The sequence below is a fragment of the Pseudoduganella sp. GW821-FHT05F09 genome (genome assembly GCF_059419605.1).
Map to the genome: position 1 here is coordinate 27,850 of NZ_JBWKSD010000008.1, position 18,391 is coordinate 46,240.

The 18,391-nt window shown below is 68.7% G+C and carries 12 protein-coding genes; 3 read left to right on the forward strand and 9 right to left on the reverse strand.

Features of this window, described 5'->3' with window-relative positions; all coding sequences use genetic code 11:
* Positions 1-14 precede the first annotated feature (14 nt).
* Positions 15-1,223 carry an MFS transporter gene (locus AC07S4_RS23520; RefSeq protein WP_494988929.1) on the reverse strand — a complete coding sequence of 403 codons (1,209 nt, stop codon included), beginning with the start codon at positions 1,221-1,223 and terminating at the stop codon, positions 15-17.
* A 100-nt stretch (positions 1,224-1,323) separates the two neighbouring features.
* Here AC07S4_RS23520 and AC07S4_RS23525 point away from each other — a divergent pair, with 100 nt between their 5' ends.
* A complete protein-coding gene (locus AC07S4_RS23525) occupies positions 1,324-2,109 on the forward strand; it encodes an AraC family transcriptional regulator (RefSeq protein ID WP_494988930.1) in 786 nt (261 codons plus the stop codon).
* On the opposite strand, the gene AC07S4_RS23530 is transcribed toward AC07S4_RS23525, so the two are convergent.
* A complete protein-coding gene (locus AC07S4_RS23530) occupies positions 2,066-4,981 on the reverse strand; it encodes an ATP-binding protein (RefSeq protein WP_494988931.1) in 2,916 nt (971 codons plus the stop codon). The genes AC07S4_RS23525 and AC07S4_RS23530 overlap by 44 nt on opposite strands.
* 129 nt (positions 4,982-5,110) lie before the next feature.
* Between AC07S4_RS23530 and AC07S4_RS23535 the strand changes: the two genes are divergently transcribed.
* Positions 5,111-6,553, forward strand: coding sequence for an aldehyde dehydrogenase family protein (locus tag AC07S4_RS23535; RefSeq protein ID WP_494988932.1), 1,443 nt, complete (start codon positions 5,111-5,113; stop codon positions 6,551-6,553).
* 16 nt (positions 6,554-6,569) lie between these two features.
* Entirely contained in the window at positions 6,570-6,944 is a 375-nt protein-coding gene (locus AC07S4_RS23540) for a hypothetical protein (protein ID WP_161074698.1), read from the forward strand.
* Here AC07S4_RS23540 and clpB read toward each other — a convergent pair.
* From clpB to AC07S4_RS23575, 7 genes are all read right to left on the reverse strand, one after another.
* The gene (clpB, locus tag AC07S4_RS23545; RefSeq protein ID WP_494988933.1) at positions 6,941-9,535 is read right to left on the reverse strand and encodes an ATP-dependent chaperone ClpB; all 2,595 of its coding nucleotides are present in this window, start codon (positions 9,533-9,535) and stop codon (positions 6,941-6,943) included. The genes AC07S4_RS23540 and clpB overlap by 4 nt on opposite strands.
* A gap of 77 nt (positions 9,536-9,612) precedes the next feature.
* Positions 9,613-10,071 carry a molybdopterin synthase catalytic subunit MoaE gene (gene moaE / locus AC07S4_RS23550; protein ID WP_494988934.1) on the reverse strand — a complete coding sequence of 153 codons (459 nt, stop codon included), beginning with the start codon at positions 10,069-10,071 and terminating at the stop codon, positions 9,613-9,615.
* Positions 10,068-12,668 (reverse strand): DUF349 domain-containing protein, encoded by a 2,601-nt coding sequence (locus AC07S4_RS23555; RefSeq protein WP_494988935.1) that lies wholly within the window; start codon positions 12,666-12,668, stop codon positions 10,068-10,070. The genes moaE and AC07S4_RS23555 overlap by 4 nt, the downstream gene beginning before the upstream one ends.
* Before the next feature lie 72 nt (positions 12,669-12,740).
* Complete coding sequence (locus AC07S4_RS23560) at positions 12,741-13,475, reverse strand: hemerythrin domain-containing protein (protein WP_494988936.1); 735 nt, start codon at positions 13,473-13,475, stop codon at positions 12,741-12,743.
* Positions 13,476-13,600: 125 nt separating this feature from the next.
* The gene (locus tag AC07S4_RS23565) at positions 13,601-15,988 is read right to left on the reverse strand and encodes a bifunctional acetate--CoA ligase family protein/GNAT family N-acetyltransferase (protein WP_494988937.1); all 2,388 of its coding nucleotides are present in this window, start codon (positions 15,986-15,988) and stop codon (positions 13,601-13,603) included.
* A gap of 34 nt (positions 15,989-16,022) precedes the next feature.
* Entirely contained in the window at positions 16,023-17,012 is a 990-nt protein-coding gene (locus AC07S4_RS23570; protein WP_494988938.1) for a DUF2804 domain-containing protein, read from the reverse strand.
* On the reverse strand, positions 17,009-18,280 hold the full coding sequence (locus AC07S4_RS23575; RefSeq protein WP_494988939.1) for a winged helix-turn-helix domain-containing protein: 1,272 nt from the start codon (positions 18,278-18,280) through the stop codon (positions 17,009-17,011). Before AC07S4_RS23575 ends, AC07S4_RS23570 begins: the two co-directional genes overlap by 4 nt.
* Positions 18,281-18,391: the final 111 nt, after the last annotated feature.

Consider the following 18,391-nt stretch of genomic DNA (forward strand, 5'->3'; position numbering starts at 1 on the left):
AATCAGCGACGATTCTAAGCCTTTTGCAGGCGTACCGCGCGGGTATTGCTGCCCACGCCCACCGCCGTGGCGATCGCCATGGCCTGGAATCCGCCTATCAGCACAAACACCCAGGATGGCTGATGCGCGTCCATCAGCGCGCCGAACACCAGCGGGCCGACCGACAGGCCGCTGTCCAGCCCCGAATACACCACGCCGAACACGCGGCCGGTGGCGTTGGGCGGCGCGGCGGCGCGTATCAGCAGGTCGCGCGACGGCCCGGCGATGCCGGAGGCGAAACCGATGGCGCCCATCAGCACCACCGCCATCCACCACGGCACCACGGCCAGCGCCAGCAGCACGGCCAGCGCGGCGGCAGCTCCGAAGGCGATGGTGATGGTGCGGTCATGGTTGGTATTGCGCGCGCCCAGGAAGCCGCCCAGCGCCATCCCCGCCGCCGACGCCGCCATGTAGGCGGTGTAGGCGGAGGTGGCCCAGCCCAGCGACATGCCATACAGCGACACCAGCGCGGTGGAGGCGAAGCTCTGGATGCCGGCCAGCGCCAGCGCGGTGATGAAGAAGAAGGCGAAGCACATCCACACCGACTTCAGGCCCAGGAAGGCCAGCGAGCCGCCTGCGGCCTGCCCCGGCGCGGCGCGCGCGATGGGGTCGGGCCGCAGCGCGTGGCGGTTCAGGAACAGCACCAGCAGCACGATGAAGGGCAGCGCGGCAGCGCACAGCAGCGCGGTGCGCCAGCTCGACAGGGTGGTGACGAAGGTCATGAAGATGGGCGACAGCGCCCAGCCGATGTTGCCGCTGATGCCGTGCACCGAGAAGCCGTGCGCCAGCCGCGCCTTGGACACGCGCTGGTTCAGCAGCGTGTAGTCGGCAGGGTGGAACACGCTGTTGCCCACGCCCGCCAGCATGGCGCCGGCCAGCAGCATGGTGTAGTTGGGCGCGGCGGCCAGCGCCAGCGCGGACACGCCCAACAGCGCAATGCCGGAGCACAGCACGGCGCGCGCGCCGAAGCGGTCGACCACGAAGCCGGCCAGCGCCTGGCCGATGCCGGAGACGACGAAGAACACCGTCATCAGCAGGCCCAGTTCGGCATAGGACAGGTTGAATTCGGGCTTGAGCCACGGGAACAGCGCGGCCAGGATCAGGTGGTAAAAGTGCGAGGTGCCGTGCGCGAAGCCGACCAGGCCTATCACGCGCGCATCCTGCCGCAAGCTAGCGGTGCTCATGCTGACTCCAGAGTTGTGTGCAAATTCCAGTGTAGCAATCCGGCGGCGGCTGATTTAAGATAGGCGGACATCTTTTGTCGCGATTCTGCCAAGGCGTGCCATGCTCATCCCCGTTGTCACCCATACCAACCATTATCATCCCCGCAACGAACCCAGCGCGGCGCGGCCGGTCACCCTGCGCGCGCGCGACCTGGAGGCGGACGAGTTCATGGCGCCGCACAGCCATGCATGGGGTCAGGTGACGTATGCGCTGGAGGGCGTGGTGCGGGTAACGGCCAACAACAGCAGCTGGATCGTGCCGCCGCTGCGGGCGATCTGGATTGCGCCGCACGTGGAGCACGCGGTGACGGTGCTGGAAAAGGCGCGCCTGCGGCCGCTGTGCGTGCTGGCCGAACGGGCGCCGTTCACGGGCACGGAGTGCCAGGTGCTGGAGGTGTCCAGTTTGCTGCGCGAGCTGATCGTGGCGCTGGAGCAGCTGGATCTGGACCTGGCCTCGCCGCGCGAGCCGCTGCTGGCGGAGCTGATACTGGACGAGCTGGGGCGCTCGGCCACGCGCCCCATCCGCGTGCCGCTGCCGGAGGACAAGCGGCTGAAGGTGCTGTGCGCCGCGCTGATGGAGGATCCGGGCGCGCCGCAGACGCTGGAGCACTGGGCGAGGCAGGTGGGCGCGTCCGAGCGCACGCTGGCGCGCCTGTTTGAGCGCGAGCTGGGGCTGACTTTCGGACAGTGGCGGCAGCAGGTGCGGCTGGCGCACGCGGCGCCGCTGATCGCGCGCGGGCTGCCGCTGGCGCAGGTGGCGGAGCAACTGGGCTATGCCAGCCAGTCGGCGTTTTCGGCGATGTTCAAGAAGACGTTCGGGACGACGCCGTCGGCGTTTTTTGCTTAGCTGATGGCGCTGCGGGGCGGCCTGCGGCGAGGTCGGCGAGCAGGGTGTGCGCTGCTTGCAGGTCGCGGGTGGCGTGGCCTTCGGTGTAGCGGCTGTAGACGGCGTCGAGCTGGGTGCGCGCTTCCTGGCGCCGGCCTTGCGCGCTTTGCAGCCGCGCCAGGCTGGTGGCGGCGCGCAGTTCCCAGGCCAGCGCGCCCTGCTCACCTGCGATAGTAAGCGCGCGTGTGAATAGCTGTTCGGCCTGTTCCATGGCCCCGGCCTGGCGCAGGGCCTCGCCCTGGCAGCGCATGACTTCGGCGCGGCTCCAGCCTGCGCTGCCGCCCTCGGCGCGCGCGATCGCCCGCGCCGTCAGCAGGCGCGGATGCAACGTGGCCAGCACGTCCACCTGCAGATTGCCGCAGTGCCGGTCCTGCTGCAGCAGGAATACTTCCTTTTCCCCTGGTGCCTGGCCGTGCAGCAGGCGCTGCGCCATGGCGTAGCCTTCGCCCCAGAAATGCCATTGCGGCAGTGCGCAGCGCTGTGCGTGGTCCAGCATCAAGGCGGTGCAGCGCTGTCCTTCGGCTTCGTCGCCGCACCAGGTGAAGATGGTGCACCCGGCCAGCACCGCAAAGCACAACGAAATGCCGTGGCTGGCCTGCAGCCCGGTCTCCACGCAGGCGCGCGCGACTTCCATCGCTTGCTCGGGCTGGCCTTGCAGCCACAGCACGCGGCTGTGGATGGCCATGGTGGAGATGTGCTGGTCCAGCTGGAAGCCGCGCCCGTGCGACAGGCGCGCGCGGTCCAGCGGGTGCCGGGCCACGAATTCAATATGGCGGCGCGCGCGGTCCTGGTGGCCGAGGTAGTGCATGGTGCGCGCCAGCATGCGGGCGTGCGCCAGTTGATGAAGCTCGCCGCCGGCGCTGGCCGCCGCAACGCCGAAGCGCTCCGCGTAGCCCAGCGCCAGCTGGTAGTCGCCGTTGAAGATGGCGTCGATGTAGCAGCCCCACAGCGCGCCCATGCGGCTGGCGTTGTCGCCGGTCTGCTGCGCCAGCTCGAGCGCGCGCGTGAACGCCTGCGTGCGCCCGGCGTTGTCGGCCTGGTCGCCGGTGTGCAGCAGCGCGTGGCCCAGCGCCAGCGCCAGCGGCATTTCCAGCTGCGGCGCCAGCGCGTCGGCGCCCGCCTGGCGCGCCAGTCCCAGCGCCTGCTGCAAGCGGCTGCGGTATTCGTCCATTAGCGAGAGCTGATACCACAGCGGGCCTGACAGGGCGCACAGCTCCAGGCCCAAGGCAAGGTCGCCGTCCGCACCGTCCATGCTCAAGGTCCAATCGAGCACGGCGCGCACGTGGTCGATGCTGCGGCCGTAGGTGGCCAGCCAGGCCTGCAGGGGCTGGTGCTCCAGCTCGGCCTGGGCGGGGCGCAGGAAATCGCGGCAACGCTGCGCGTAGCGCCGCGCCACCACGGCCAGTTCGCCGCTGGCGCGCAGCTTGTCCAGCGCGTAGGCGCGCGTGGTGCCCAGCAGGCGGAATTGCGCGGCGCCGCCGTCGGCGCTCAGCAGCGACTTGGCGGCCAGGTTGGCGATGCAGTCGAGTACCTCCTCCGCGCTGATGCCGCCGCATTGCGCCACCTCCGCCGCGCAGTCGAGCGTGAACGGCGCGCGGAAAATGGCGCAGCGGCGCAGCACGGCCTGCTCGGCTGCGCCCAGCATGTCGTAGCTCCAGTCCAGCGTGGCGCGCAGCGTCTGGTGGCGCGGCAAGGCGGTGCGGCGGCCGCGCTTGAGCACAGTGAAGCAATCCTCCAGCCGCGCAGCCAGGCCGTGCACGCCGAAGAACTCGGCCCGGCCCGCCGCCAGCTCGATGGCCAGCGGTATGCCGTCCAGCCGGCGGCAGATGTCGGCCACGGCGGCGGCGTTGTCTTCGTGCAGGCGGAAGCTGTCCATGCCGGCCGTGGCGCGTTCGACGAATAGCTGCACTGCGGGGGTGGCAGCCAGCGCCGCCAGCGCGGCCGGGCTGTGGGCGGGCAGCACCGGCGGCAGCGCCAGCGGTGGCAGACGGTGCACCCACTCGGCGTCCGCCCGCAGCGGCTCGCGGCTGGTGGCCAGCATGTGCACGCGCGGCGCCTGGCGCAGCAGGCGCTCGGCCAGGGCGGCCACGCTGTCGATCAGGTGCTCGCAGTTGTCCAACACCAGCAGCACGTGCATGGCGTGCAGATGCGCCACCAGCGTGGACAGCGGGTCGCTGGACATGGCGGGCATGCCCAGCGCCAGCGCCAGTGCGCTGGTCACTTGCGCGCCGCCGGTCAGCGGCGCCAGGTCGACCAGCAGGGCGCCGTGCGCAAAGGCGGGCGCCAGCGCCTCGGCGGCGGCCAGCGCCACGGTGGTCTTGCCGATGCCGCCCGGCCCCGCCAGGGTGACCAGGCGGCGCTGCGGCACCTGCGCGGCCAGATGGCGCAGGGTGTCGTCGCGGCCAATGATACGGAAAGAGGACAGAGCGGCCGCCGCCGGAGCCGGCTGCGCCCCGGGCGGCTGTGCTGGCGGCTGCGCCGACTGCTCCGCCGCCCCGCCGGCGTCCTGCGCAACGCGCCGCACCGGCGCCACGAAGCTGTAGCCGCGCCCGACCACGTTTTCCACGTACTGGCTGCCGCTGGCGTCGCGCAGCGCCCTGCGCAGTGCGCCGATATGCACCCGCAGATTGCCTTCCTCGACGCAGGTGCTGGGCCACACACGGGCGATCAGCTCGTCCTTGCTGAGCACTTCGCCTGGCCGTTCCAGCAACACCAGCAACAGGTCGAAAGCGCGTCCGCTCAGGCGTACCGGCTGCCCGCCCTCGAAAAGCGCGCGTTCGGACGGCACCAGGCGATAGGCGCCAAACAGGATGGCTGTGTGGTTGGAGGTCATTCAATCGTCGGTATGGCCGGCGCCTATCCCTTATGGATATTTAACGCCAATTTACAAGAATTTATTAACTGCTGCACGGAATACTTTTTACAATATTCGAGCGCCACAGACCTTCAAAGGCATGCCCTAGTGAACAACCCGAACACCTCCGCCGTCCCGCTGCCGCAGTTCGCCTGGACCAGCCTGGACACGGCAGCGCGCCGCGCCGATGAAGCCGCCGAGGCGCTGCGCCACAGCAGCGTGGAGGAGCGTTGCCGCCTGCTGGACCTGATCTCGCAGCATGTCGGCAGCGCGCGCGAGGCCGTGGCCGCCAGCGCCGCCGCCGAACTGGGCGCCAGCCCTTCCGCTATTGCCATAGAACATGATGCATTGCTACAACAACTACGCGCCTGCAGCGCGGTGCTGCGCCGCCATCTCTGGCTGGGGGCGGCCATAGAAACCGCGCCGCCCGGCCAGCGCATGCAGAATATTGCGCTGGGACCGGTGGCGGTGCTGGGCACCGGCCTGGACTGCGCCGCGCCGGTGTATGCGGCGGCGGCGGCCGATGCGCTGTCCGCGCTGGCCGCCGGCTGCCCGGTCCTGGTGCGCGGCAGCGCCAGCCACCCGCGCACCTGCGCGCTGCTGGCCGATGCCATCGCCGCGGCGGTGCGGGCCAGCGGCTTGCCGCAAGGCGTGTACAGCCTGGTGGCGCCAAGCGCCGCCAGCGCCGGCGCACTGCTCTGCCATCCCGACGTGAAGGCCGCCACCTTCTCCGGCAACCGCGCCGAAGGCATGGCGCTGATGCGGCGCAGCCTGGACCGCAGCGAGCCGGTGCCGGTGCTGCTGGAGACGGCCAGCAGCAATCCCGTGTTCATCCTGCCGCACGCGCTCAATGCGCGCGCCGAGCACCTGGGCCAGCAGTTGCTGATGCACTTCAGCCCCTGCACCGGGCACCGCCAGTTCAAGCCCGGCATGGTGGTGGCGATAGAGGGCGACGGCTATATCGATTTGCGGGAGACCATCATCGACGGCGTACAGGCCCTGCCGCCGGTGGCGCTGGCCGGCGGTGCGCGGCAGGTTCACGCCGGCACGGTCGAACGGCTGCTGCGCAGCGGGCATGTGGACTTGCTGGCCGAGGGCAAGGGCGAAGACGAAGGCCAGGCGCAGGACCTGCCCCTGGCGCGCGCCGTATTCGCCGAGGCGGAAGCTTGCAGCCTGCTGGCCGCGCCCACGCTGGCGGAGGACCGTCCCGGTCCCGCCGGGCTGCTGCTGCGCTGCGCCTGCCCCGATGAGCTGATGGCGGTGGCCGCGCGGCTCGGCCCGCAGCTGGTGGCGAGCCTGCACATGGACAGCGGCGACAGCGCCCTGGCCGCGCGCCTGATGCCGCAGCTCGAACGCATGGCGCGCCATGTGAATGTGAACAGCTTCACCTCCATGCCGGTGTTCAGCGGCGCCACCGCCGCGCAGGCGATGGCGCGCTTTCTGCGTCCCGTGTTTTATCTAGATGTTCCACCCAGCCTGCTGCCCGCCGCGCTGCAGGACGCCAACCCGCTGCATCTGTGGCGCCAGGTTGACGGCGAAATGCGGCACTGACCTTCGCGAGCATGCCATGCACTATGACGAAAAAGTAGGAATCGCCAAAATCCGCATCCACCAGGAGCGCGCCCATGTGACGGCGGTACTGGGCTCCTTCGTGTCTGCCGACAAACTGCTGCGCAGCTGGGCCACCGGGCCGCAGGATTATTTCGAGTGCGATTTTGAGATTGAATACCTGGACGGCTACCGCGTCAGCGGACGCTATCCGATGTGGCAGAAATGCACCACGCGGCAGTCGCTCGGCGCCTACGTGCGGCGCACGATAGAGCAGCTGGAGGCGGACCGGCTGCGCTTCGCGATGGCGGACAGCGGCCTGCCCCGGCGTGAGCCGAGGCGTTTTCTGGACCGCTATGAGGTGGAGGATTTTGGGGAGCGGGAAGCCGGCTAGGCGGCTTCGGCTTCGAAGACCAGCGCGCCGTTGCGTTCGTCGACGCGGATGGTGTCTTTCGGACCGAAGCGGCCTTCCAGTATCAAACGCGACAGCGGATTTTCGATCTGCTGCTGGATGGCGCGCTTCAGCGGCCGCGCGCCGTACACTGGATCGTAGCCCGCCTCTGCGATCTTCTGCAGCGCCGCGTCGCTCACCACCAGCGCCATGTCCATGCGCGCCAGGCGCTGTTCCAGGATGTGCAGCTGGATCTTGGCGATGGAACCGATGTTCTTCTCGTCCAGGCCGTGGAACACCACGATCTCGTCGATACGGTTGATGAACTCCGGACGGAAGTGCGAGCGCACCTCGGCCATCACCGACAGCTTCACCAGCGCAGGATCGGAATCCTCCATGGACTGGATCTTCTGCGAACCGAGATTCGACGTCATGATGATGACGGTGTTCTTGAAGTCCACCGTGCGGCCCTGGCCGTCGGTCATGCGGCCGTCGTCCAGCACCTGCAGCAGCACGTTGAACACGTCGTGGTGCGCCTTCTCCACCTCGTCCAGCAGGATCACGCTGTAAGGCTTGCGGCGCACCGCTTCGGTCAGATAGCCGCCCTCGTCGTAGCCCACGTAGCCGGGCGGCGCGCCGATCAGGCGGGCCACCGAATGCTTCTCCATGAACTCGCTCATGTCCAGGCGGATCAGCGATTCCTCGGTGTCGAACAGGAAGGACGCCAGCGCCTTGGTCAGCTCGGTCTTGCCCACGCCGGTGGGGCCGAGGAACATGAAGGAGCCGTATGGGCGGTTGGGATCGCCCAGGCCCGCGCGCGAACGGCGGATGGCGTCCGCCACCGCGTTGATGGCCTCGTCCTGGCCCACCACGCGCTCGTGCAGCTTCTCCTCAATGTGCAGCAGCTTCTCGCGCTCGCCCGTCATCATGCGCGACACGGGAATGCCGGTTGCGCGCGACACCACTTCGGCGATTTCCTCCGCGCCCACCTGGGTGCGCAGCAGCTTGGGCTTGTCCGCGCTGTCCGGCGCGGCGCCTGCCGTTTCGGCCTGCTTGAGCTGCGACTCCAGCTCCGGCAGCTTGCCGTACTGGAGCTCGGACACGCGCTGCCAGTTGGAGGCGCGCGTGGCTTCCTCCATCTGCTGCTTGATGCGCTCGATTTCCTCCTTGATGTGCGTGGTGCCCTGCACATTGGCCTTCTCGGCCTTCAGGATTTCCTCGAAGTCGTTGTACTCGCGCTGCAGCTTGACGATTTCCTCGTCGATCAGGTCCAGGCGGCGGCGCGAGGCCTCGTCCTTTTCCTTCTTGACGGCTTCCTTCTCGATCTTCAGCTGGATCAGGCGGCGTTCCAGCTTGTCCATCACCTCCGGCTTGGAGTCGATCTCGATCTTGATCTTGGAGGCCGCCTCGTCGATCAGGTCAATCGCCTTGTCGGGCAGGAAGCGGTCCGTGATGTAGCGGTGCGACAGCTCGGCCGCCGCGATGATGGCCGCGTCGGTGATGGCAACCTTGTGGTGCAGCTCGTACTTGTCCTGCAAGCCGCGCAGGATGGCGATGGTGGCCTCCACGGTCGGCTCGTCGACCAGGATTTTCTGGAAGCGGCGCTCCAGCGCGGCGTCCTTCTCGATGTATTTGCGGTATTCGTCCAGCGTGGTCGCGCCCACGCAGTGCAGCTCGCCGCGCGCCAGCGCAGGCTTGAGCATATTGCCCGCGTCCATGGCGCCTTCGGCCTTGCCCGCGCCCACCATAGTGTGCAGCTCGTCGATGAAGACGATGGTCTGGCCTTCGTCCATGGCCAGTTCCTTCAGCACCGATTTCAGGCGCTCCTCGAACTCGCCGCGGTATTTGGCGCCCGCCAGCAGGGCCGCCATGTCCAGCGACAGCACGCGCTTGCCGCGCAGCGAATCGGGCACTTCGTTGTTGACGATGCGCTGCGCCAGGCCTTCGACGATGGCGGTCTTGCCCACGCCTGGTTCGCCGATCAGCACGGGATTGTTCTTGGTGCGGCGCTGCAGCACCTGGATGGCGCGGCGGATTTCATCATCGCGGCCGATCACCGGGTCCAGCTTGCCGGCGCGGGCGCGCTCGGTGAGGTCCAGCGTGTATTTTTTCAGCGCCTCGCGCTGGCCTTCGGCTTCCTGCGAGTCCACCTTGCCGCCGCCGCGCACGGTGTCGATCGCCGCTTCCAGCGCCTTGCGGGTCAGGCCGCCCTCGCGCGCCAGCTTGCCGGCGTCCGACTTGTCGTCGGCCAGCGCCAGCAGGATCATTTCGCTGGACACGAACTGGTCGCCGCGCTTCTGCGCTTCCTTGTCGGCCAGGTTGAGCACGCCCATCAGCTCGCGGCTGACCTGCACGTCGCCGCTGGTGCCGGACACCTTGGGCAGGCGCTCCAGCGAGGATTTCAGCGCGTTGGTCAGGCCGTTGACGTTGACGCCGGCGCGCTGCAGCAGCGAGCGCGCGCTGCCGTCGTCCTGGTTGACCAGGGCGACCAGCAGGTGCACCGGTTCGATATAGGGGTTGTCATTGCCCACGGCCAAGCTTTGCGCGTCGGCCAGGGCTTCCTGAAGTTTGGTGGTGAGTTTGTCTTGCCGCATGTCGAATGCTCCTGAATTGGTCTACTGTGCAAATTGGGCTGCGCAAGCGGTTTTCAAGGAGAGCATTCTGATCTACATCAAGAAACCGTCCATTTCTTCAAGGCGGCGTCGTCGCTGACGCGGGCGTCGACCCAGCGGGCGCCGTCGGGGGTCTGCTCTTTCTTCCAGAACGGCGCTTCGGTCTTGAGGAAGTCGATAATGAACTCGCAGGCGGCGAAGGCCTCGCCGCGATGGGCCGACGTGACCGCCACCAGCACGATCTGCTCGGTCGGCTTGAGCTGGCCGATGCGGTGGATCACCAGCGCGCCGTAGATGGGCCAGCGCGCCTTGGCCTGTTCGATAATGGCCTCGATCGACTGCTCCGTCATGCCCGGATAGTGCTCGAGCTCCATTTCCGCCACGTCCGCGCCTTCATTCAGGTCGCGCACGGTGCCCACAAAGGTGACGATGCCGCCCACCTTGGCGTTTCCGGCGCGCAGCTGCGCCACTTCGGCGGCGGCATCGAAGTCCTCCGCCTGCACCCGGACCTGCTTCATTTCGCCTCCGCGCCTATGCGGCGGAACAGCTGCTCAATGCGGGTGGCGGTGCGCGCGTCCGCCAGCGCGGGCATGGCGCACAGTTGCAGGAACTGGGCCGCTTGCGTCATCGGCTTCTGGCCGGACTTGAGCGACGATTGCAGCACTTCGACCTGCATTTTCAGGCGTTCGCGCGCAAACTCGGCGCCGCTGTCCACGCCGGCCACGATCTCCAGGCGCAGCACTTCCTGCAGCAGCCTGGCGCGGGACGCCTCCAGCTGGGCTGCATAGGCGCTGCGCTTGCCCTCCTCCGCCGACGCGGACAGCGCGGAGGCGAAACGGGTGTGCAGCGCGCGTTCGTATTCATTGGCCAGCGCGGGCAAGGCTTTCCAGCGCTCGTCCCAGCCGGCGGCATCCACGCCGGCGCCGTTGGCGCCGGCCAGCTCGGTTTCCAGCGCCTGGGCCAGGCGCAGCTTGTCGCGCAGTGCGTTGGCCTGGGCCGCGCCGGCGCGTTTGCGGATGGCGTCGCCCTGCGCCTGGACGGCGGCCACGGCGGCCTTGTAGCGCGCCTCGATCTTGGGCTCGCTGGCGCGCGGCACGTGGCCGGACGCGTGCCAGGCGCTGGCGGCGTCGCGCAGGGCCTTGGCGATGGCGGCCTGCTGGGCCTTGTCGTCGCCGCTGAAAGTGGCTTGCTCCAGCTGCGCACATATCGCCTCGCGGGCGTGCAGATGGGCGCGGCGCTCGTGGTCGGCGGCGTGGGCCGATTCCTTGCGGGCGGCGAAAATGGCGTCGCAGGCGGCGCGGAAGCGCTGCCACAGCGCTTGCTCCTGCTTGCGCTCCAGCGGCAGCGCCTTGGCGTGCTCCTGCCAGCGTTCCTGCAGGATGCGCAGCGTGTCCAGCGTGTGGCGGTCGGACGGGTTGAGCTTGGCGGTTTCCTCGATCAGCTGCTCGCGGCAAGCCACTTCGATGCTGCGCTGGTTCTCCAGCGGCGCCAGCATGGCGTCCATGGCCTTGCCGAAAGCGGTGTCCAGCTTTTTCTTTTCCTTGCGGTCGATGGCGCCCAGGCGGCCCCAGGCCTGGCGCAAGCGCTGCGACGCGGCGGCCAGGGCCTTGAAGTCGGGTTCGCCGGCGGCGGACTTGGCTTGCAGCGCCTCGACCTCGGCGATCAGCGCCTGCCCCTTGGCGGCGTTGGTGTGGCGTTCGTCGGCCAGGTGCTTGAAATGGGCGGCGGCGGGCGCGTAGGCGGCGGTGCAGGCGCTGTCGAAACGCTCCCACAGGCCTTTCGGGGCCGCGCCGGAGACCACGTCCAGCGCTTTCCAGCGCTCGCGCATGCTGCCCACTTTCTTGGCCAGCTCGGCCATGGCCAGCTGCTGGCCCTTGAGGTCTTCCACGGCCTTGACCAGTTCCTCGCGAGAAACGTTGCCGCCCCAGCGCGCCCAGTCGCCCAGGCGCTTCAGGTCGGCGCGCACATGCGCCAGGCGGTCGGCCTGGGCGGTGCTCAGGCGGCCGGTCTTGGTTTCCTTAAGGACTTTGTCATGATCGTTGGCGATGTGCAGCTGGCCTTCGGCCAGCGCCGCCTCCATGGCGTCCAGCGCGGCCATGAAGCGCTTGTTGGCCTCGCGCGCGGCTTCCTGCGCGGCGGGCGACAGCTCGCGCTGTTTGGCCGGGCGCGGTTCGGCCGGCTTGGCGGAGCCGTGCGGCTTTGCGCCCTGCTCGCCCGCAATCTCCGCCGGATCGCCCCCGGCCGCGCCGGTATGGGCGCCGCTGTTGGCAGCCTCTTGCTTGGCAACGGCGCCGTCCGCAGCATTGCCGCCGGCAGCGGCTTGCGCCGCGCTGGCATCATCACCGGCGGAGCCGGATGCGGATGCGGATGCGGCGGCTGCCGCCGCGCCAGTCTGCGCTGCCAGCTTGGCGCGCGCCTCGCTCATGGCGGTTTCAAAATCGCCCAGCAGATTGCGCGGCAAAGCGCCTTTTTCGGACGCGGCCATGTGTTTGGCGTGTTCCCCGGCCAGCGCATCGAGTTCGGCTGCGTCCGCCTGGCCCGCCGCCACGCGGCGCACGGCGGCCAGCGCATCGAGCGCGGCGCGCTGCAGATTGACCTGGTCTTCCAGGCGCTGCCCCAGCGCGCCGCGCACGCCGCTGAATTCCTCGGCCAGCTCCGGCGTGGCGGCGATCACCTTCCACAAGCGGTCCAGCTCGGCAACCTGGTTGGGCGTGAGTTTTTCGTCGGCCAGCAGTTTGCGCGCGTTGGCGATGGCCGCCAAGGCCTGGCGCTGCTCGGCCTGCTGGTGGCGGATCGCGTCCAGGCGCGACTGCATCAGCTTGGCCACGCGGCGGTCGGTGTTGCGCATGGCCTGCTGCACCTTCTCCAGCGCTGGCTGCGACACCACGTGCGCGGCCGCAGCCAGCCGCACGTCGGCAAATTCGCTCTGCAAGATCAGTTCGACAGCGGCAGCCTCGTCCTCGGCCAGCGCCTTGGCGCGCTCGGCCTGCGCGGCGCGGCGCGATGCGGTCTGCTCAGCTTGCACGGACGCAGCCACGGCAGCGGAAGCTTGCCCGGCGTCGGCCGGCTGGCCGTTGGGTGCATCGCCGGGGCGCTTGAAGAGGAATTCGAACATGATGGGCTATCGCTGTCTCAAAACCACCATGATAGCAAAGGAACGCCAAATGCTTTGCCCCCTATTTATTTGCTAGTCCGCCAGCGCGCGGCTGAGCGGCCGCTGGCGGCGCGGACGCACCAGTTCGGAGACCGCGATATTCGGGTCCAGGTCCTCGTCCGGCATCACGATGGGCAGCACCGCCAGCGCCGGCAGCAGCGCATCTTCGCGCGCATCCGCGCCGCTGTGACGCCCCTGCGCGGCGCGCGGCTTGGCCTCCGGCGCCGGCACCAGGTGCAGCTGGCCGCCCTTGCAGCGGCGCGCTTCGGCCACGTTGGCGTCGTGCAGCAGGAACTGGTTGGCGATGGCGAACCAGGCCTCGCCACCGATGACGGTGCGCGCCACGGCGAACAGCTCCTTCTCCTCCTTGTCCAGGCGCTGCAGCAGCGACTCGCAGAAAGCGTCGATGCCGGAGCAGATTTCCTGCACGCGCTGCTCCGACTCGTCTTTCGACTCGGAAACCTGCTGCTGCAAGGAACGGATCACGCCCAGCGCCACGTCATTGAGGCGGTTCAGCTCTTCCAGCAGCTGGTTGGCCTGCTCGGTGGCCTGGCGGATGGCCGGGATCAGATACATCTCGATCTTGCGCCAATGGCAAGCCTGGTACAGCCGGTTCAGCGATTCGCAGGCGAATTCCAGCTGCGACAAGGTCAGGCTGTTCTGGCGCAGCAGGGTGGACTGCACGTATTTTTGGAACGAAAGCAAACTGACGCGTATGTTGGCTTGCTCGACGGACAGAGCAACCAAGGTGTAGGTGGCCGTTAACATTCTTACTCCAAGCTGAAATCACACAATGCGACGAGGCGGAAGTAAAAGTGTAAATAAACGCGACGACCGGGACTTTGATCTAGCACAAACTGTCCCGTTATTAGAGCTTGGTAATCCGGGTTGCCTCAGGCTTGCAGCTTGAGCAGCAAATTGGCCATCCCTGGCTCCAGCGACGGGCTGACCGTGCCGCCGAAGCGCCGGACCAGCTGCTGGACACCGCCATTTTCAGACAACGCTTCGCCGACTATCGCCGCAGTGCCTCGGCTGCGGAAATATTCGACCAGCTTTTGAAACAGAATAGCGCCTAGGCCCTTTCCCTTCAAGTCCGAACGCACCAAAATAGCGAATTCGGCGTGCTGATTGTCGGGGTCTGCAACAGCCCTTACTACCCCTAGTGTTTCGGGCTTGCCCCCACTACCGATGCGGGTGGCGATAAAGGCCATGGCCCGGTCGTAGTCGATTTGCGTGAGCCGCGCCAGCTGCGCCGGCTGCAGTTCGCGCATGGCGGAAAAGAAACGCAGGCGCACGTCGTCCGGATCTATCCTGGCAAAAAATTCGACATGCTGCGGCGCGTCCTCCGGCCGGATCGGGCGCAGCGTCAGCGGCCCGCCCTGCCACTGCACTTCCTGCTCCAGCTCCTGCGGATAGGCGCGAATGGCCAGCCGGTAGCTGGCGCGCGGCGCGCCCAGCGTAATGCGCGCGTCCAGCGCCAGCACGCCGCCGTCCCGTCCAGCCAGCAGCGGATCGATAGCCAGGCTGGCCAGTTCGCAGGTATCGGCCACCAGGTCGGACACCTGTATCAGCGTGTGGCAGACGGCGTCGCCGTCGCCCAGCCCTGAGCGCTCAAGCAAGTCGCGCGCCAGCACCATGTTGAGCGGCGGCAGGCCGATCACGCGGGCCTCCGCGCGGGCGCGGGCGCCGGCCGCGCCGCCCGGCGCCAGGCTGATCACCGGGCCGAACGAGGGATCGTCATGCACGCCGATGGCAAGCTCGTCGCTGTGCGGCGGCGCGCTGTCCGGCTCCGCCATGCGGATGCCGTAAGCGCCCAGCACGGCGCGCGTTTCCTCCGGCGCCAGCACCTGGCGCCCCTCGGCCATGGCGGCGGCGATGACGGCGCGCGCGGCGGCGCGTTCCGGCTTGCTGCCCGGCGGAAACTGGCCCGGCACCTCCATCAGCAATTCCTGGTTGCGGCGGTATTGCGCCATCTGCATGAAGCCGCGCACGGCCTGCTCGGGCGTGTCGTAGCTCGGCAGGCCGGCCTCGGCGAACACGCGGCGTGCCCCGGCCACCGAGGCCCCGCCCAGCCAGCACGACAGCACGTTCTTGCCCGAGCCGCGCGCCAGCGGCGCCAGCAGCGCGGCGATACGGCTGGCGTCCACGCCGGTGGCGGGCGCATGGATCAGCAGCACCGCGTCCACCTGCGGCTCGCGCAGCAGCGCCTCGAAGGCGGCCACGTACTGCTCGGGCGTGGCGGCGCCGCCCAGCTGGACGGGATTTTGCGCTGCGGACGCCCCGTGCGCGGCCACCTCGGGCTGGGCCGCGCGCAGCAGCTTGACGGTCTCGGGCGACAGCGGCGCCAGCTTGCCGTCCGCGTAGGCCAGCGCGTCGGTGGCGATGGTGCCCAGCGCGCCGCCGTTGGCCACGATGGCGAGCCGCTCGCCGCGCAGCGCGCGCGCATGGGCCAGCGTTTCGGCCGCGTCGAACAGGTCTTCAGTGGAATGCACGCGCAGCATGCCGGCGCGGCGGAAGGCGGCGTCGTAGACCGGGTCGCTGGCGTCGCGCCCCGCCTTGAGCACGATCACCGGCTTGGCGCGCGCGGCCAGGCGCGCCGCCGACATGAATTTGCGCGCGCAGGCCAGGTTTTCCATGTAGACCAGGATGGCCGCCGTGTCGGCGTCGTCGGCCAGGAAGTCGAGCAGGTCGCCCAGGTCGATGTCGGCGCGCTCACCCAGCGAGGCGAACTTGGAAAAGCCGATGCCGTGCAGCCGCGCCCAGTCCAGCACCGCCGCCATCAGCGCGTCCGACTGCGACACGAAGGCGATCTTGCCGGCCTTGGCGCCGCCTTCGGCCAGGCTGGCGTTCAGGCCGCTGTGCGGGGCCAGCAGGCCCACCCCGCCCGGACCCAGGATGCGCAGCAGGTGCGGCTTGGCCGCATCCAGCATGGCCTGGCGCGCCGTCTTGCCGCCGCTGCGGGTCTCGTCCAGGCCTTTGCTGAGCACCACGGCGGCGCGCGTGCCGCGCGCGCCCAGTTCGGCGATCAGGCCCGGCACCGTGGCCGGCGGGGTGCAGATAATGGCCAGGTCCGGCGCCTTCGGCAGGGCCGACACCTTGCCGTAGCAGCGCACGCCCAGCAGCTCGTCATATTTGGGGTTGACCGGCCACAGCGCACCGGCGTAGCCGCCCTCGGCCATATTGGTCAGCACGATGGCGCCCAGGCTGCCCGGCCGCAGCGAAGCGCCGATCACGGCCACCGAGCCGGGGTCGAACAGACTGTTGAAGTTCCTGATGCTCATCGGCCGTCCTTTCAGCCCGCGCGCCGGTGCTGGCTCACCAGCGCGAGGTGTGGTCTTCGGTCACGCCCACCAGCTGCGTCACCATGCGTTTCGGCTGGTCCGCGCTGCTGCGCACCCAGCCGGTAAAAGTGCCTATGGGCTGCACATAGCGGCTGGCCGCCACCACCAGGTTTTTGTCCTGGCGGCGCGCGCCTTCCGGCGTGAAAAACAGCTCGAGCAGGTCGTCCTCGGTGAAGATGTGCCAGCGCGCCAGCGGATCGGCCTGGTCGTAGATGAAATGGGCCGGCCCCAGGGCGTGCACCTGGCCGTCCAGCCACAGCGCATTTTCGTGGCCGCCGAAATAGCCGGCCTGCAAATTGAATCCCAGTTCCAGATTATGCGCCGACGCCCAGCGCCAGGCGGTATTGCGCGCCAGCAGACCGTTGGAATAGTCGAAACTGGCCACGCCGCCGGCCAGGTCGTACTCGCCGCGCCACAGCTTCACGTTGCCCGACAGCGGCATGCCGGCCGACTTCTGCGTGGCGTGCACCGAGCCGTTCTTGACCGGGCCGCAAGCCAGCAGCGGCGGCGCGGCGGCGGGGCCGAATTCGGCGTCGATGACCAGGTAGGGGCAGTCCAGCTCCAGCTTGTAGCGGCCCTCGCCCAGCCCTTCGATGTTGATGTAGGTCTGCTTGACCTTGAAGGTGCTGCGGCCGTCCGCGTGCGCCGCCACCCGGGCCGCCGTCAACGGCAGGCCGTCCTGCGAGAAATTGGCCAGCATGTCGCCGTCGTCGCGGTCGAAGGCGTAGCCGAAGCAGGTGCCTATCCAGCCCAGGTCCACAATGGCCACGGCGCAGAACACCTGCTCGGTGGACAGCGCCACGTAGTGCCAGCGCTTGTGGCGGAAGCCGCGCCACAAGGCGCTGCGCGCATGCGGGGCGGCCAGCGCGCGCCAGTCGAATCCCCCGGCCATACCGGCGTAGCGTCCGAACAGGGGCTGGCCGTCGGCGCCAATCAGGCTGGCGGGTGCGGCGGGCAGGGTCACGCAGTCTTCTCCAACATAGTCTCCAATACGGTCTTCATCATGCTATCAAGTTCGGCCTGCAGCACGGCGGCAAATTCCGCCGGCTCGGCGCCTTGCACCCGCAGCCGCGGGCAGCCGTGCCAGTTGGCGCAGCGCTGCAAGGCCGCCGCCACGTCGCGCACGAAGCGCTCGCTGGCGCGCGTGCCAGGCTCCAGCGCCACGGACTTCAGTTCAAACACGCCCTCGCGCCGGTGCGCCTTGGCGTCCACCCGGCCCACCAGCGCGCCGCGGCGCAGGATGGGCAGCGTGAAATAGCCGTAGCGGCGTTTTTCCGCCGGCGTGTAGCATTCAAGCCGATAGTCGAAATTGAACAGCTCCAGCGCGCGGCGGCGGTCCCACACCACCGGGTCGAACGGGGACAGGATGGCGGTCGCCGTGGCAGCCAGGCCGCCGGCCGCCGCGCTGGCGGCCAGCGCGGCATGCTCGGGATGGATGTAGACCGCTTCATCCCAGCCCTGCACGCGGGCGCGCAGCAGCGCGCCTTCGGCCACCAGCGTTTCCGGGTCCAGGCGCGGCGGCTTGGTGCGGAAGTAGTCGGCAATCCAGGACGCCTTGGCCAGCCCCAGCGCCTTCACCGTTTTCAGCACGAAGGTGCGGCGGGTCTCGTCCATGGCGGGCATGCGGCTGTCGTCCCACCCCGGCAGGGAGCGTTCAAGCACACGCTCGGCCAGGTCGTACACGCGCTGGAAGTTGTGGCGCCGCGCTATCATCAGCTGGCCGGCCGTGAACAGCACCTCCAGCGAGCGCTTTTCCGGCTTCCATTCCCACCAGCCGCCGCCCTTGCCGTCGGTGCGTTCGAAGTCCGAGGAGCGCGCCGGGCCGTTGGCGCGGATGTGGGCCAGCACCGCGTCGACGTCGGCGCGCCGCTCGGCCATCCAGGTCTCGGAGTACTTCCAGCCCATGGAACCGGGGTCTATCATGCGGTGGCGGTACAGGCCGTAATCCTCCACCGGCACGAAGCAGGCCTCGTGCGCCCAGTACTCGAACAGCGCGCCCTCGGCCAGCAGCTCCTCCAGCCACGGCTGCGGATAGTCGCCCAGGCGGCTCCACAGCACCAGGAAGGGACTGCGCGCCACCACGTGGATGGTGTCGATCTGCAGCACGCCCATCTGCCGTATCGCCTCCAGCACGTCGGCCTTGCGCGCTTTTCTGCGGCGCGGCTGCAACAGCCCCTGCGCCGCCAGATGCAGGGCGCGCGCCGCCGCCAGGCTGAGTGTCAATTCGGTCAAAAGCGCGGCCCTTCCATGGTTAAACGCAGCCCGTCATTCTAAAAGAAAACGGGCGTTCCATTGGCGATTTATCATTTTTTCCTGCCCGGCGGATTTATTTTGGTTTTGCCA